At 55.6% G+C, this 13,700-nt stretch carries 12 protein-coding genes; 6 read left to right on the top strand and 6 right to left on the bottom strand.

Going from position 1 to position 13,700, the window contains the following annotated elements; genetic code table 11:
• The first annotated feature begins 58 nt into the window (after window positions 1-58).
• The 6 genes from YUU_RS51740 (at window position 59) to YUU_RS58900 (ending at window position 6,402) form a co-directional block, all read left to right on the top strand.
• The gene (locus YUU_RS51740; protein WP_051389902.1) at window positions 59-601 is read left to right on the top strand and encodes a hypothetical protein; all 543 of its coding nucleotides are present in this window, start codon (window positions 59-61) and stop codon (window positions 599-601) included.
• Window positions 602-841: 240 nt separating this feature from the next.
• Complete coding sequence (locus YUU_RS0125170) at window positions 842-2,146, top strand: O-antigen ligase (protein ID WP_245288093.1); 1,305 nt, start codon at window positions 842-844, stop codon at window positions 2,144-2,146.
• A 122-nt stretch (window positions 2,147-2,268) separates the two neighbouring features.
• The gene (locus YUU_RS0125165) at window positions 2,269-2,874 is read left to right on the top strand and encodes a hypothetical protein (RefSeq protein WP_027524870.1); all 606 of its coding nucleotides are present in this window, start codon (window positions 2,269-2,271) and stop codon (window positions 2,872-2,874) included.
• A gap of 117 nt (window positions 2,875-2,991) precedes the next feature.
• A complete protein-coding gene (locus tag YUU_RS0125160; RefSeq protein ID WP_027524869.1) occupies window positions 2,992-5,238 on the top strand; it encodes a polysaccharide biosynthesis tyrosine autokinase in 2,247 nt (748 codons plus the stop codon).
• Complete coding sequence (locus YUU_RS0125155; protein WP_156944507.1) at window positions 5,186-6,001, top strand: hypothetical protein; 816 nt, start codon at window positions 5,186-5,188, stop codon at window positions 5,999-6,001. The genes YUU_RS0125160 and YUU_RS0125155 overlap by 53 nt, the downstream gene beginning before the upstream one ends.
• Window positions 5,992-6,402 (top strand): hypothetical protein, encoded by a 411-nt coding sequence (locus tag YUU_RS58900; RefSeq protein WP_156944506.1) that lies wholly within the window; start codon window positions 5,992-5,994, stop codon window positions 6,400-6,402. The genes YUU_RS0125155 and YUU_RS58900 overlap by 10 nt, the downstream gene beginning before the upstream one ends.
• A gap of 80 nt (window positions 6,403-6,482) precedes the next feature.
• On the opposite strand, the gene YUU_RS0125150 is transcribed toward YUU_RS58900, so the two are convergent.
• From YUU_RS0125150 to YUU_RS0125130, 6 genes are all read right to left on the bottom strand, one after another.
• Window positions 6,483-7,412, bottom strand: coding sequence for a glycosyltransferase family 2 protein (locus YUU_RS0125150; RefSeq protein ID WP_027524867.1), 930 nt, complete (start codon window positions 7,410-7,412; stop codon window positions 6,483-6,485).
• Window positions 7,413-7,478: 66 nt separating this feature from the next.
• Entirely contained in the window at window positions 7,479-8,435 is a 957-nt protein-coding gene (locus YUU_RS62760; protein WP_084801555.1) for an aldo/keto reductase, read from the bottom strand.
• 9 nt (window positions 8,436-8,444) lie between these two features.
• Window positions 8,445-10,112: a GMC oxidoreductase gene (locus YUU_RS0125145; RefSeq protein ID WP_035663307.1), complete on the bottom strand. Its 1,668-nt coding sequence runs from the start codon at window positions 10,110-10,112 to the stop codon at window positions 8,445-8,447.
• Window positions 10,106-10,690, bottom strand: coding sequence for an acetyltransferase (locus YUU_RS0125140; RefSeq protein WP_027524865.1), 585 nt, complete (start codon window positions 10,688-10,690; stop codon window positions 10,106-10,108). The genes YUU_RS0125145 and YUU_RS0125140 overlap by 7 nt, the downstream gene beginning before the upstream one ends.
• On the bottom strand, window positions 10,677-11,930 hold the full coding sequence (locus YUU_RS0125135) for a glycosyltransferase (RefSeq protein ID WP_245288099.1): 1,254 nt from the start codon (window positions 11,928-11,930) through the stop codon (window positions 10,677-10,679). Before YUU_RS0125135 ends, YUU_RS0125140 begins: the two co-directional genes overlap by 14 nt.
• 431 nt (window positions 11,931-12,361) lie before the next feature.
• On the bottom strand, window positions 12,362-13,480 hold the full coding sequence (locus tag YUU_RS0125130) for an acyltransferase (RefSeq protein WP_198031823.1): 1,119 nt from the start codon (window positions 13,478-13,480) through the stop codon (window positions 12,362-12,364).
• Window positions 13,481-13,700: the final 220 nt, after the last annotated feature.

The following is a 13,700-nucleotide window of genomic DNA, read 5'->3' as shown; positions in this document are numbered from 1 at the left end:
GTTCGCTTAACCCAGAGGAAACCACATGCAAGGCTGCTGGCTAGGCCGCGCGCTCTTTATGATTGCCGCGGCGCTTTGGCTCGGCAACGGGATGGCGTCGGCTCAAACGAGCCTTGGCGTGCGGCATCGGATCGACGTGATCGTGTCGGCGGAGCCGAACGCGCCACTCCTTAGAGATCTCTCCGGCGCGAAGGGATCGCTGTCGTTTACCGTGCGTCTGTCAGCCAACTCGAAAGAGAGCCGGTTTTTCGGTATGCTGCGACCGTCCTTTTCCGATATCGTCGTCCCTGAGGCCGCGGGCCAACCGCTGGTCAAGCAAACGAAGATCTGGGAGGAGGAGGCGTGTCATCAACGTCGGGGCTTACCGAAGGTCACGGTCACTCAGCTTGCGGGAGGCTTTGGCGAGGGCCGCGATCGAATCGAGATTTCCGCGATCAACCGCCACATCGGGCTTCTGGTGCCGCCGGACGAACTCACCCCCGGAATCAAGCTCGAGCCGTCAAGTGATGATGGCGGGCCGTTCTTTGCGTTTCGGGCGCAAACCAGAAACAGCCGATTGAACGTGGATCTGAAGATCTATCCGATTGATTGCTTCTTTTAGCGACGCTCCTGGTCTAACGACAGCTTGGCTGTCAGCCCAAAGAATGAGATGCGCCTAGGCCCTCTAAACATACGCTGGTCGCGGAATCTGCCCGCGGCCTTTATCCTTTTCTTTGTGGTGGCCTCAGCGCCGTTTCCGTTTGGGTCAACCAACGACCTTTCCATCGCGTTCTGGTGCCTGTGCCTGGGTCTTGCGCTGATGCTTGCCTCGACGCGAGATCTTCGGCGTGAGCATGTGTCGATGATCGCAGGGATCGGGGTCATCGTGGCCGGATATGCGTTCGTGCTGCACGAGCAGCTCTCCGACCATCCCTGGGTGGCGCCCTCCCATCCGATCTGGAAGCAGACATCCGATCTGCTCGGCACCCCAATTACGCCGTCTGCCTCCATCGTTAAGAACGAAGCGTTCTTCGCGCTGGGCGCAGCGCTTGCGAACATCCTTGCGATCATCTTGGGGATCATCATGGGAGCAGACCGCGAGCGAGCCCGCCGCCTGCTCTGGGTGATCGCCGTCTCCGGTGCCGTCTACGCGCTCTATGGCGTGCTGTCGTTCCTGATCGAGCCCACCATGATCCTGTGGCGTGACAAGACCGCCTATCTCGGCAGCGTTACCGGCACCTTCATCAACCGCAACACCGCGGCCGCCTATTTTGGCTCCTGCGCAGTGATTTGGATGCTGTTGATCATGGAGGACGTCCGGCGCCGCGTCCCTGAGCGGCACCTCGACTGGAAGGGGCTGTCGCGGGATCTCTCCGAGATTCCTCCACGGGAAATCTTGCCCCAGCTTTTGGCGCTGCTGGTCTGCCTGATGGCGATGTTCATGACGACCTCGCGTGCCGGCGTCGGCTTGTCGCTACTCGCCATGATCGTGTCGTTCACCGCCTTCTTGCGCAGGGACTTGCCACCGCGCACCGGCATCTGGATTTCGTTTGGCGCGGGCGCGGTCGTTGCGCTTGGCCTTTTGCAGCTGCTCGGCGGGCGCGTCTCGAGCCGCTTTGATAGCCAAGGCTTGGTCGATGAAGGCCGCGTGGAGGCCTGGAAATCCACGCTGCGGATCATCGCCGACAATCCCTGGTTCGGCACCGGCATGGGCACCTTCCAGTGGGCCTTCCCGCCTTATCGCAGCCCCAACATCTCGATGCGCGGCATCTGGGATGCGGCGCATTCGACCCCCCTGGAGCTGGCATCCGAGGTCGGCATCCCGCTGACGCTTTTGATCACGTTCGCTTGGGTCGTCATGTTCATCATGCTGGCGAGGGGCGTGCTCGAACGACGCCGCGACGCCATCATCCCGCTTGCGGCGGCGGCAACCGCCTGTCTCTCATTGTTGCATTCCTGTCTCGATTTCACGCTTCAGGTCCCAGGTTACTCGATTCCGTTCTTTGCGCTTTTTGGCGCCGGCCTGGCGCAGTCCCTCCGCACCACCGAGCAGTCTGGGAGGCTCGACAGCCTAGTCCCACCCGCGGGACGGGAAGGGAGGCGCTCTAAGATTGCTGTTAAGGCGGGCGATCGCAGCCTGGAAATTCACAAAACTGTCTATTTCTGAAGCAGTTGCTGGTTAACGAAGTTCTTAGAATAAGTGGACAGCTCTCGGTTGTTTCGTTACTGTTCCGCATCGCACATTCATTTTGCCCGCGGTCCGGGGCTACTGATTTTTAGGAGGTATGTATGGGCGTCATTCGATTTGCGCTGCGGATGGCTTCCGCGGTGGCAATCGCCCTAACGATGGTCTCGGCTGCGAGCGCAGCCGTTTACCCGCCGAACCGCCAGCTTCCCGCCCAGGAGATTTCTGACTTCAAGTCAGCGCCCGCGAATCTGCTGCAGCAATTTCCGGACGGCGGTGCCCAGATGATCTCGCGCGTGCGGGACCTCGGCGCTTCCGATCCGACGACATTGGCTGGATTGATTGGGCTGCTAAAGAATCCCGCGACCACCAAGGACCAGATGCGGGCTATCGTGGCCGGCCTTGCGCTGGTGGCCCGCATGGCCGCGCAGCAGGACCAAGCCTACGCCAACGAGATCCAGACTGCCATCGCAGCTACCGGCAACGCTGACGTCATCGCTGCCTATCAGGCCGCAACGGGCGATGTCGCGATCGCTGCCACCGGTGGTGGCGGCACGGGCGGTGGCGGCGCGACGGGCGGCGGCGGCGCGACCGGTGGTTCAAGCGGTGGCGTGACCACGTTCGGCAGCGGCGCCTCTAGAACGAATCAAGTGACGACGACGACGACCGGGTCGGTAACCAGTTCGACGAGTAGTGTTAGCCCCCGCTAGCACATCTACGATCTCGTCGTTAGTTGACCCCTTGCTGCAAAGGCGCGCCTCGTGCGCGCCTCTGCGCGGCGATCGCTATCACGGACTCGATAGCGGAATGATTTCAGGACCCATGAAATGCTGCAGGTGAATAAGCCGACCTCAGGAGTCAACCGCGAGATTGGCGAACCCGAAGCCGCTCCTTCCCAGACGCTGAATTCTTATCTCGACATCGTCCGTAGGCAGTTCCCGACCATGGTCGCAATTGTCTCGGCGTGCCTGATTCTAGCCCTGCTCTATCTCTTCACGGCAGCGCCGCAGTACACTTCGACGGCGTCAATGGTAATCGATACCCGCAAGGTCCAGCTGTTCCAGCAACAGTCTATCTTGGGCGATGTAGCGGTGGATTCGGCCACAGTGGAAACTCAGGTCGAAATTCTTAAGTCCGAGAACATCAGCCTCGCTGTCATCCGTGACCTTCATTTGGTCGATGATCCCGAGTTCGTCGGCGGGGGAGGGGGGCTACTCAGCGCTGTAATTGGGTCGACCGTCGGCCTGTTCTCTAGTAGCCGTCCCCCATCCGAGTTCGAACTAACGCGCAAGGCTTTGCAGCGGTTCGAGAGTGCCCGCACGATTAAGCGCCTCGGACTCACCTATGTGATGGAACTTGGTTTTACCTCACGCGATCCGGCCAAGGCCGCGCGAATTGCTAGTGCAATCGCAGACGCGTACATTGTCGATCAGCTCGAGGCAAAGTACCAAGCGACACGCCGCGCCAGTGTCTGGTTGCAGGACCGCATCAAGGAGCTGCGTACGCAGGCTTCCGCCGCGCAGAAGTCCGTGGTCGATTTCAAGATTGCCAACAACATCGTCGACAGCGGCGGCCGGTTGATGAACGAGCAGCAGCTCGCGGAAGTGAACAGCCAGCTGGTGCTGGCGCATGCGTCGACCGCCGAGGCCAAGGCGCGGCTCGACCGCATGAACGACATCCTCAGGCAGGATATTCCGGATGCTAACGTCACGGACGCGCTGAAGAACGACACCATCGTCAAGCTGCGCGCCCAGTATGTCGACATGGCGGCAAAGGAATCGATCTGGTCGGCGAAGTACGGCCGCGACCATCTCGCCGCGGTGAACCTCCGCACCCAAATGGCCGAAATCAAGAAGAACATCACGGACGAACTAAAGCGTATTCAGGAATCCTACAAGAGCGACTACGATATCGCCCTCACGCGCGAGGAGAGCATTAAGTCTAGTCTAGCCAGCGTCGTGTCGGAATCGCAGCTCACTAACCAAGCTCAGATCCAGCTTCGTGAGCTGGAGAGCAACGCGCAGTCCTACCAGGCGATGTATGATAACTTTCTGCAGCGATACATGGAGTCGGTGCAGCAGCAATCCTTTCCAATCACCGAGGCCCGAGTGATCAGCGCGGCGACGCAGCCGTTGGGGAAGAGCTCTCCGAAAACACTGATGGTTCTCGCAGTGGCCTTGCTCGGTGGCCTTATGTTGAGCTTTGGCGTCGCCATTGCGCGCGAGCTTACCGATAGTGTGTTCAGGACTACCGATCAAGTGGAGGAGTTACTCGACGCGAATTGCATCTCCATCCTGCCGGCGCTCGGCATCGAGCCGTCCACGCTCGCTGGTAAGCTTGGAAAGAGGGGCGGGCAACGGCCCAATCTGTTGCGTTATGTGGTGGAAAATCCGCTCTCCCGATTCACGGAGGCAGTGCGTGCCCTCAAGGTCGCTGTGGATCTGAACTCCATCGTACGCGAGCAGCGCGTCTTGGCAGTAACCTCGACCCTGCCGAACGAAGGCAAAAGCACGCTTGCGACCAACCTTGCGCATCTAATGGCGCATGGTGGCGCACGGGTGATACTGATCGATGCTGACCTGCGCAATCCATCGTTGTCTCGGGCGTTGGTGCCAGACGTGAAGGTGGGCTTGGTCGACGTCATTGCGGAGAGGGCGCGGCTGGACGATATCTTGACCGTCGATCCAGAGACCAAATTGTCAATCCTCCCGGCCGGCGTGACTTCGAAGCTCCTGCACACCAACGAAATACTTGCTTCGAAGGCCATGCATCATCTGGTGAGCTCGTTGCGCTCGAAATTCGATTATGTAGTACTCGACATGCCACCAATGGCGCCGGTCGTTGATGTGCGCGTCACCTCTCTCTATGTTGATTCCTATGTCTTTGTGGTGGAGTGGGGCAAAACAAAAACGGATGTCGTTCGGCACATGCTGCGTAATGCGTCTGCGATCCAGGACAAGCTGCTCGGAGTGGTCTTAAACAAGGCGGATACCAAGATGCTCGCTCGCTACGAGTCCTATCATGGCCGGTACTACTACCAGAAGTATTATACCCGCTACGGCTATGTGGAATGATGTCAATGAGAATAGATTTCGTCCGAAACTGATGCGCGGGCTCCTGTCGGCGCTTGGCTTTGCCGGAATTCTGTGGCCCTCACTCGCCCTTCCGACGTTTAGACTTGAGGGGCCAGCCCGAGGGTTATCGGCTCAGATCCTGAACCATGATAGGTTTGGGGCTGGTGCTCTGAAAGATGCGCTAACGCAAATCGAATCCGAATTACCGTTGCTATATGTTGCTCCTGACATTTTGCGGGCTGGGGCATTAGCCGCCCGCCGCGTCAGTGAGGAAGCGCTAGGAGGGAGCGACCCAGGAGAGCAAGATCATCAACTTGAGGCAGTAAGCGCGAGGGTGAGGTCGGCGCTCTTGTTGAATCCAGCAGATTCCTTCCTCTGGCTAGAGCTGTACTCTGATGATATTGCCCGCAATGGCTTTAGTCTCTCATCTGCGAGCTATCTCAACCAATCCTATATAACTGGCCCGCGAGAAGGCTGGATAGCACTTAGGCGAAATAGGCTCGCACTCGCAGCTTTTCCACTGATCGGCGAGACTCTCCAAGAGAGAATTGTGTTGGAGTTTTCTGGTTTAGTTGATGGTAATTTCCTCCAGCAGGCAATTATCAATTTGACAACTGTAGGCTGGAACGAGCGCTACCGGCTGCTTGCCAGCGTGGAGCGTGTTGATATCCAGTCGCGAGAGACCTTCGCTAGAAGGCTGATGCAGGACGGCGTAAAGCTGAATGTTCCGGGCGTTGAGATTGATGAAAGGCCATGGCGCTAATGATTCTTTCCGGATCTCAGCTCAGATTGAAGACTCTTTTTCTTTGCTCCGCATTGTTGGTTAATTGGCCAGTTTTTGGCCAAGCAAACTTTAATCAATCGAGGTTCAGGCTTCAGGGACCAGCCGATCAATCTGGGTCATCGGTCGTCATCAAAGATGCGCTGAACCGCCCCTGTTTGGATGTGGAGGCGGCTTCGCGTGCGCACGTCGTGAATCGGGCGCTTTTCGATCACGTTGTGAGTATCAACAACAAATGCGCTCGTATTATTCATGTCAAGGTGTGCTATTCCGGCACAGAAAATTGTAAGAGCTTACAAGTTGGTAGCTATCACCGGGAAGATGTGTTGTTAGGAGTGATGGCGAATGTGGGTGCCTTCGCATATTCTATTTCTCAGAAGTAGGCACCTTGCCTTCTTTCCGGCGAGTCCTTGAACCGAGAGCAATATATCGCTTTCGACAGCCACAAATCGAAATTGGAATGCTACGAAGATGGGGGAGGAGCTAACGAAAGGCGAGTAACGCGCTGAAGCTCTCTTCTTATCTCTTCTGGATCTGTCAAATTGGAAATCGATCGTTGTAGTTCTTCAATTTTTGCCCCGACCAGGAATCGGTACCAAAATCCTTGCAGAACATGGTAAATTAGACCTTCTTTGCCGTCCAAGAAACCGAATTTAAAAAAGTAACGATATAGAAAGTAGGCTCCCGCACCAAGTTGAAACGGGATGCGGTTGTAAACCTTCTCTTTCAAGAGCCGCTTGGCGCTAGCCTGGAACGAACTTGCCGCGATTGACAGGCCTTCTGGGCGAGGCATGAATTGCAGCCTCTGATTGAGCGCGTCAATGGCCTCGCGAGTCGCGTATTTGTTGTGTTTTTCAGTGAAGAACGTCAGGTCGTTAAGATTGTGATCGGCGAAGCCCCCGTCGAAGGTTATTGTTGCTCCTCCACGAACAATCATGTGCTCATCCATCCAGCGGTCCTCGATTTCGCCGAAGCCGCGGCGCCAGATACGCAGGAGCACGAGTATGCCGCGTCCACCAAATCTTATGGTGCGATCCATGAAGACAAGTTTTCGTCTCAAATTTATTCCGACCACATCTGACGAAAGGGCAGGAAGCTTCTTTGCGATTTCTGCGGCGAGATCAGGTTCGATGATTTCGTCCGCATCAAGGCGCATAATCCATGTTGATGTGATAGGCGCGTTGTCCAATGCCCATTGAAACTGCTTGGCATAATTCACGAATTTATTTCGTAGCACGGTTGCGCCGAACGATTCGGCAATTTCAACTGTGTTGTCCGTCGAAAAGGAGTCGACGACAAAAATCTCATTGGCGATTTTCTTGATGTGCTGGAGTGCTCGTTCAAGATGGATGGATTCGTTGTGAGTGAGAATGATCACAGCAAGCTCGGCCATGCGCTTAGTATCCCGCCTCTGTTGTTTGTGTCGCCCGAACGACGGACCGTTGATAAATATGATTGGCTAGTGGGTGATACTCAACTTTTCGAGCGTGGAAGCGACTAGATCATTAATTCTTTGTACTATGGATGGGTCGATGGGCTGCGACGCCCTTGAGCAGTTTTCTGTGATATGGCGTCGCGAGTACATTGATAGCACTACGGTCCCCATAGGGTTGTTGGCTAGTGCGTAGTCGAGCAAGAGTTCTGCGGGATTGCCTTCGATTTTGGTTTCTCCTCCACTTTCGTTCAGCAGCTGGCTAAGCCGATTCAAAACGCTGGGGGCGAAGACGCTATGAGTTACCAGGAAAAACTTGCTGGAAGCCTGATCCGTGCGAAGAATACTCCTCAAATTCTGAGCAAAGGGATCGTCTGGAAATTGCGCTCCGTGAAATACGTTCGACGCAGACCGGCCTGCCAAGATTGAATCAATCGACCCGGCGATAGATATTGCTCTTACGAGTCCTTGCCGTTGGAGGTCTGCCAATGCTTCGAGTACCGGTGGACTTGTACAATCCTCAGTACTCGGTTCGTGCAACGCGAGCACATCTACGTAGTCGGTCTTGAGTAGACGAAGGCTAGTCTCAACAGAGCTTCGAATTGTAGTGGGTAGCAATGCTGGTCGACTGCCTACGGAACGCGCTCGCGAGATGTGTTTTCGAAGGCCCGGAAATGCGTGAATAGCCCATCGCGCAGGATAGCGGAGGAGCATTTTAGCACGCGATATTTCAGGCCGAGCGATGCCGACCTTTGTGCAAACGACGATTTGATCTCTGCGCCCTTTTAGAAATGAGCCCAATATGCCCTCCGCTTGCCCATCCCCATAGGGAGGGGCAACGTCATACCAATTTACGCCCAAGTCATAAGCATAGCCAATTGATCGGAGGCCTTCAGTCGTACCTATTCGCGATCCCAAGGATGCGCATCCGAAGCCAAGTGCCGAAACGTCCTGGCTTAGGATCGAATTATGGATCGTGCGCATGAGAATAACCTATGTAGCCGTTAGAGAAGACCGCGTCGCCAATCTGGCGGTCGTTGACGCCAGATGGCCGGCCAATCGAAGCGCCAGGGCTACGACGAGAAATGTAGGATTAGCTTGACCGGACGAAGGAAAGACACTTCCGCTCACGAGAAAGAGGTTTTCGAGACCGTGAACCCTGCAATTCTGATCTACTATACCAGCGCTGGGATCGAGGCTCATGCGCGTGGTTCCTAACTGATGGAATCCGTCTGAGGCCTGAGCCAAGACGCTGGATACGAGATGTTCTCTTGGTGCCCGAAATTCGAGATGTCCAATCTTCGCTTCTCGGAGCGATCGGTCCAGAACTTCGTGTGCGCGGACGACCGACTGCGCATCGCGCTCAGAGTATTTGAAATCTACCACTAGACGAGGAACTCCAAGCGAGTCCCTTTTCTCCGAAAGGGAAACAGACGAGGACTTCATTGGCAGTTGCTCCGCGTGATAGTGAAGGGCGTACCGGCCACCTCTGTTACGAACCAAAAAGCCTGGTTTTCGCGGCGAAGAGAGATAGCGATCGCGGAGAAGCTGAACAGCCGTTCTGGCCACAGTTATCGGCGATCTGTAGATATTTTTGAGGTGTAGAGTGATTTGAAATGGTGCGGGGCCAACATGGCTTATGCGGACGCCCTCCGAGACTAGACGACGTCCGATGAAGGGGATTGCTAACATGAGCCAGACCGCCGAGAGAATTCCGTTGCCGTGGCTCGCATTGTAAAACGGCGGATTATCGATCCAGAACGCGATGTTGATTAGTTCTTCCTTTTTCAATGTGTCTTCCTGAAGAGTGAAACGACGACGAGCGAAGTGGTCGTTCTCTTTAAAAAAATCTAACTCGGCGATCGATGCGGGATTGTCGAGCACCACATCGGCAATCTTTCCGGAGATGTGGCCCATGTAGAACCTGCCCAACACAGACTTAGAGTGCTGGAAGAGGGTTGGATATTTCCGGTTTGCAACGAGCATTATCCGCGTTGTCTCGAGCCCACCGCACGCCAGGACGCATGCTTGAACATCGAGTTTCTTGGTCTTGCCTCGATCCGCTAGAGTCAGTGTCCGAATTCTCGTCTTGTCTGCGGCGAGTTCGATGTCTGTGAGAGTTGCCCCAAGCAGCAATGTGATTGAATCGGACTGGCGAACTCGCTCGATGAAAGTGCGGTTTAGGTTTGGCGTTGGCGTCCAGCGCTCAAGGCCGCGGGCAGATACTTCGCCCAGTCCTGACCAAATGCCTGGATCTTTCTCGAACTCTCCTGATCCGCAGCCAAAGAACTCGGCGACTTTGGGATGCCAAATCCTTATCTCGTCATAGGATATCGGCCACTGCGTCCCAGCCGCATAGGATCGATCCTCAAAATCGATTTTGTCGAAGGGGACGCATCTCCCCCCCCACCACCAAGAGGTTCCCCCGAAGGCGCGACACGCGGCAATTTCGGCAGGGGCGTGTGTTTGGGTATTGCGGATTTGAGCCTGCGTCAGCTCACTCGTGGAAGCGTCAGGGGTCTCCTCACCGGATTCAATGAGAAGGACCGAGTGGCCCGAGGCCGCAAGCGCCAAAGATAGTGCTATACCAGCAGGTCCAGCCCCAATAACGCAGAAATCCGTCGCAGGAAGTTCTGCAATATCACGAAATCGCGCTAACATGGTTCAGGCAGAGCGCGCGGAAGATATTTCCGCTGTCGGAGCGGGTGAGCCGGATTTCCCGAGTACACGACCCAAGGCTCGAGGTCACGGAACGCGCACGCCCGGGCTCCAAGGACCGCTCCCTCTCCGATTTTGACGCCCGGCCCAACGAAGGCCTCGGCGGCGATCCAAGCCTGGGCACCGATCTCGATCGGCCGTGTCTTCAGCTGGAAGTTGAAATCGTCGATATCGTGCGTGCCCGAGCAGATGTGCGCACCTTGCGAAGCCAGCGAGTAGTCCCCGAAGCTGATCTTTGCCATGCAATAGATGTTGACGCGAGGACCTATATAGGCGTGCTCGCCGATCTCCAAGTGCGGAGGATACCAGATCTTGGCGCTGCCATATACTCCTGCCGTTCCGGCAACTTTCGCGCCAAATGATCGCAACAAGAAACGGCGCCATGGATGCATGAATGGCGGGGTCCATGAGGCCAGCAACGCCCAGATGACGTTCCAGCAACTGCGGAACAGGCGATTACGAAGTGAGAAACTCGGGCCGCCTTCCATGGGCGTCGTGCTACTCGCGTCAAGGACGTCCATGCGAAAAACCCGCGCGGAATACGTCAAGCAACGTGAGAACGTTCTGCTCAATATTGAAGCGTTTCAGGAAGGTCTGCCGTCCAGCCCTACCCATGTTCTGCTGTTCATCGGGGCTCAAGCTCAGATACTCGCGCAGTAGCGAAAAAATGCCGGCCGGGTCATCCGCGGCGACCAGCCCGGCTCGGTCCTCCTCGATCTCTCTCCAGATGTTCACCTTGTTGGTAATGAGAACAGGTTTTCCGCAGGCGAGCGCCTCCGCCACAACAATTCCGAAGTTTTCCTGGTGAGAGGGAAGCACGAATGCCTCGCACCCATGGAAGGCGCCCCACTTCCGCTCTCCCTCGAGCATTCCGGGCCAGTGAATCCGATGGTCAATGCCTGCCGTAGCGGCTCGCTGCTTCAGTTCACCAACCCAGTCGGCATGATCTGGTCCGGCAATAACAAGGTCCAGATCGGGTGCAAAAGAGGCGATCTTTGCGAACGCATCCACGAGCAGATCGCATCCCTTCTTGGGATGAATACGACTCAGAAATAGCAGAAACTTCCGACCTCCGAGCGCGGGTACGCGCTCACGAAAGGTGGCGACCTGCGCTCCTGGGTCACCGGTCACGTCGCTGGTACCGTAACCAACGACAAACTCTTTGACTCGATACGGCCAAAAAGCGTTGCGAGCGAGCACTCGCTCCTCTTCGCATGTAAACAGCACGCCGTTGGCGTGCTTGAGCAGAGGCCCCTCATTGAACCACCACGAAGCCTGCTTCAGCGCAGTCTTGACCGGTCGCTTTTTCCGGAACCATGGATCGAGCATGCCATGTGTGAATACGAAATAAGGAATTCCTAAGTGGGGAAGGACTCTGCTGGCTCCCGTGGCGCTATAATTCCAAAGGCCATTTACAATGACTACGTCGAAATTACCCACGTTACCAGAAAGCCAGGGGACCAATTTGGGGGTATAACCATAGTGTACCCAAGGGATGCGGTCGAACCGCTTCCGCGTCTCTGCGGGCACGGTGCCGAGAGGGTAAACGGGAAGGGGAAAATCCTCGAGCCAAGGATCCTCCGGGTGATCTAGCGTCGCGATCCACCGAGAGTGACCAAGCTTTATGAGAGCTTCAGACGAGCGGATGATACCCTCAATGGGGCCGCCACTTCGCGGATCAGCAGTTCCGATAATGTGAAGTATTTTCAATGAACTCTTGTCGGCAATAGGGGCCCGCCAGTCGGATTGATCGACGATCATCAAATCACAGTTCGAATAGGTTGTTGCTATTTAGGTCTAGACAAGACTAACGAAAGTTCCTCCCTTGGTAAAGTGAGCCTTGGAGATAAGCCGGAGATAACAAAGAGCATCTCGACTTCAACCCATCCTGCTAGTGAACCAATTGATTTTCTGGATAAGCTACAAGTGTTGGCAAACTAGACTAGACCTCTGTCCGGACGAAGAGCTCACACCACGGGTGTCGGAAGTCGTGCTCGCGAGCCTGCCCGCATGTGGGGGGCCGCGAAGAGCGGTCCACGCTGGCGTTGCTATGCCTAAGCACATCTCATTGTTGCTATCGAGCTTCGCAATGGGATCCCACCAGACTAGTACATAACAGATCGGGCGGATTGCTCCGGGACCGAAACGTCATTTACTGGCTGCCGAATATAACCGCCGAAACGGAGATCGAGCTAGATTGTTGTCGCACCAGCGGTCGGTGAGGTGGTTGTCGGCGTATGCTGGCTTACGGGTTCAGGCGTACGAGATTTCCCGCGGAGTAGATGAAGGATAGGCCTCTCAACACAATAATGAATGGCTATGCAGCACAAGATGGTAGTCACGGCAACTGCAACAAAAGCTAGATTAACCGGAGCATTGGGAGCCATCTTGGAAAGAGCACCAAGCTGCGCAGATATGATCCCAGGGTGAAATAAATATATCGAGTAGGATGCTGCGCCCAGTATCTCACCAGCTTGTGCAAATGCAGATGAGGACCGCTTTACAAACAGCGAGACGGTGACGATCAGCACGGAGATCAATCCTGCTATCAACGCATGTGGCGCAGACCGCTCCAAATGAAAGGCTTGCGCAATAGAAAATAAGACAACCGACAAGCCGATCAGCAACGGGAATCCGAAGTGAAGTGGTCTCGAGCTGAAGATTTGCGGCCGTTTGAGAAACGTGAGGCCAAGCATTGCCCCGAACCCGAACTGTAGACTGGATGGGTGAACGAGCAGTCCCAACAGAGTGCTTGGCACGCTCTCAGTCTCTGGTACGCCGCCGCACAGCCACAAGAGGATTGGGAGAATAAACCACAAGTAAAGAAAAATTCGATATTGGGTTAGTATAGTCGTCAGCGCGAACAAAAGATAAAAAACCCACTCTTGTCGCAGCGTCCAGATCTGGGCCGGTTCTACATGGCCGACTGGCCACAACGCCAATGCTCGCAGGTAGCTTAACCAAGGGACGTCGATGTTTCGGCCGAGGTAACGCAACCCGCCGTAGAAGACTATGGCGCCCCACATGATTGGGATGATACGCACAAATCTGCGTCGCAGAAACTCTTGGAGAGGCCATCGAGCTTGCAGCGTATCGTGCCGCAAGGAGACTGCAACTATGATGAATCCACTAATGACGAAGAAAAGGTCGACACCCGCATTGCCGCCCCAAAATACGTCACTGAATGGTGCTTCTCCATAGTATTTTCTGAATTGGATTATTCCCGAGCAATGGGCAAAAACAACGCCACAAGCGGCGAGACCTCGCAGATATTGGATTCCGGCGATCTCCCCTTTTTCACCACCCAGCATGAAGTACCTCGAGAGCATCCCAGTTGGCAATTTCACTGGCGGCGGCAATTGTGTGGTATATCGCACGGCAGATTCAAAGCTTGCAAATGAAGTCGTGCAACACAATGAACGTTTAGCATGGTGGTTGTTCTCGTTGGCCGGTGCGGACAAAAGCAAGAGTCGCCTTACCGCCAAGTTTGATGCGGCCTGCGAACAGTAAGGACCTCGAAGGCGTTCGGGG

This window comes from Bradyrhizobium sp. Ec3.3, assembly GCF_000472925.1.
In the GTDB taxonomy this organism is placed as follows: domain Bacteria; phylum Pseudomonadota; class Alphaproteobacteria; order Rhizobiales; family Xanthobacteraceae; genus Bradyrhizobium.
The sequence above is the reverse complement of the archived record's forward strand: the minus strand, read 5'-3'. Positions and strand labels throughout refer to the sequence as shown.

What these genes read in the sequence shown, in the direction of transcription:
- YUU_RS0125130 (WP_198031823.1), bottom strand. Translation starts at nt 13,480, where the DNA reads ATGCTGGGTGGTGAAAAAGGGGAGATCGCCGGAATCCAATATCTGCGA.
- YUU_RS0125135 (WP_245288099.1), bottom strand. Translation starts at nt 11,930, where the DNA reads ATGATCGTCGATCAATCCGACTGGCGGGCCCCTATTGCCGACAAGAGT.
- YUU_RS0125165 (WP_027524870.1), top strand. Translation starts at nt 2,269, where the DNA reads ATGGGCGTCATTCGATTTGCGCTGCGGATGGCTTCCGCGGTGGCAATC.
- YUU_RS0125160 (WP_027524869.1), top strand. Translation starts at nt 2,992, where the DNA reads ATGCTGCAGGTGAATAAGCCGACCTCAGGAGTCAACCGCGAGATTGGC.
- YUU_RS62760 (WP_084801555.1), bottom strand. Translation starts at nt 8,435, where the DNA reads ATGCGCACGATCCATAATTCGATCCTAAGCCAGGACGTTTCGGCACTT.
- YUU_RS0125155 (WP_156944507.1), top strand. Translation starts at nt 5,186, where the DNA reads ATGGCCGGTACTACTACCAGAAGTATTATACCCGCTACGGCTATGTGG.
- YUU_RS58900 (WP_156944506.1), top strand. Translation starts at nt 5,992, where the DNA reads ATGGCGCTAATGATTCTTTCCGGATCTCAGCTCAGATTGAAGACTCTT.
- YUU_RS0125140 (WP_027524865.1), bottom strand. Translation starts at nt 10,690, where the DNA reads ATGGACGTCCTTGACGCGAGTAGCACGACGCCCATGGAAGGCGGCCCG.
- YUU_RS0125150 (WP_027524867.1), bottom strand. Translation starts at nt 7,412, where the DNA reads ATGGCCGAGCTTGCTGTGATCATTCTCACTCACAACGAATCCATCCAT.
- YUU_RS0125170 (WP_245288093.1), top strand. Translation starts at nt 842, where the DNA reads ATGATCGCAGGGATCGGGGTCATCGTGGCCGGATATGCGTTCGTGCTG.
- YUU_RS0125145 (WP_035663307.1), bottom strand. Translation starts at nt 10,112, where the DNA reads ATGTTAGCGCGATTTCGTGATATTGCAGAACTTCCTGCGACGGATTTC.
- YUU_RS51740 (WP_051389902.1), top strand. Translation starts at nt 59, where the DNA reads ATGATTGCCGCGGCGCTTTGGCTCGGCAACGGGATGGCGTCGGCTCAA.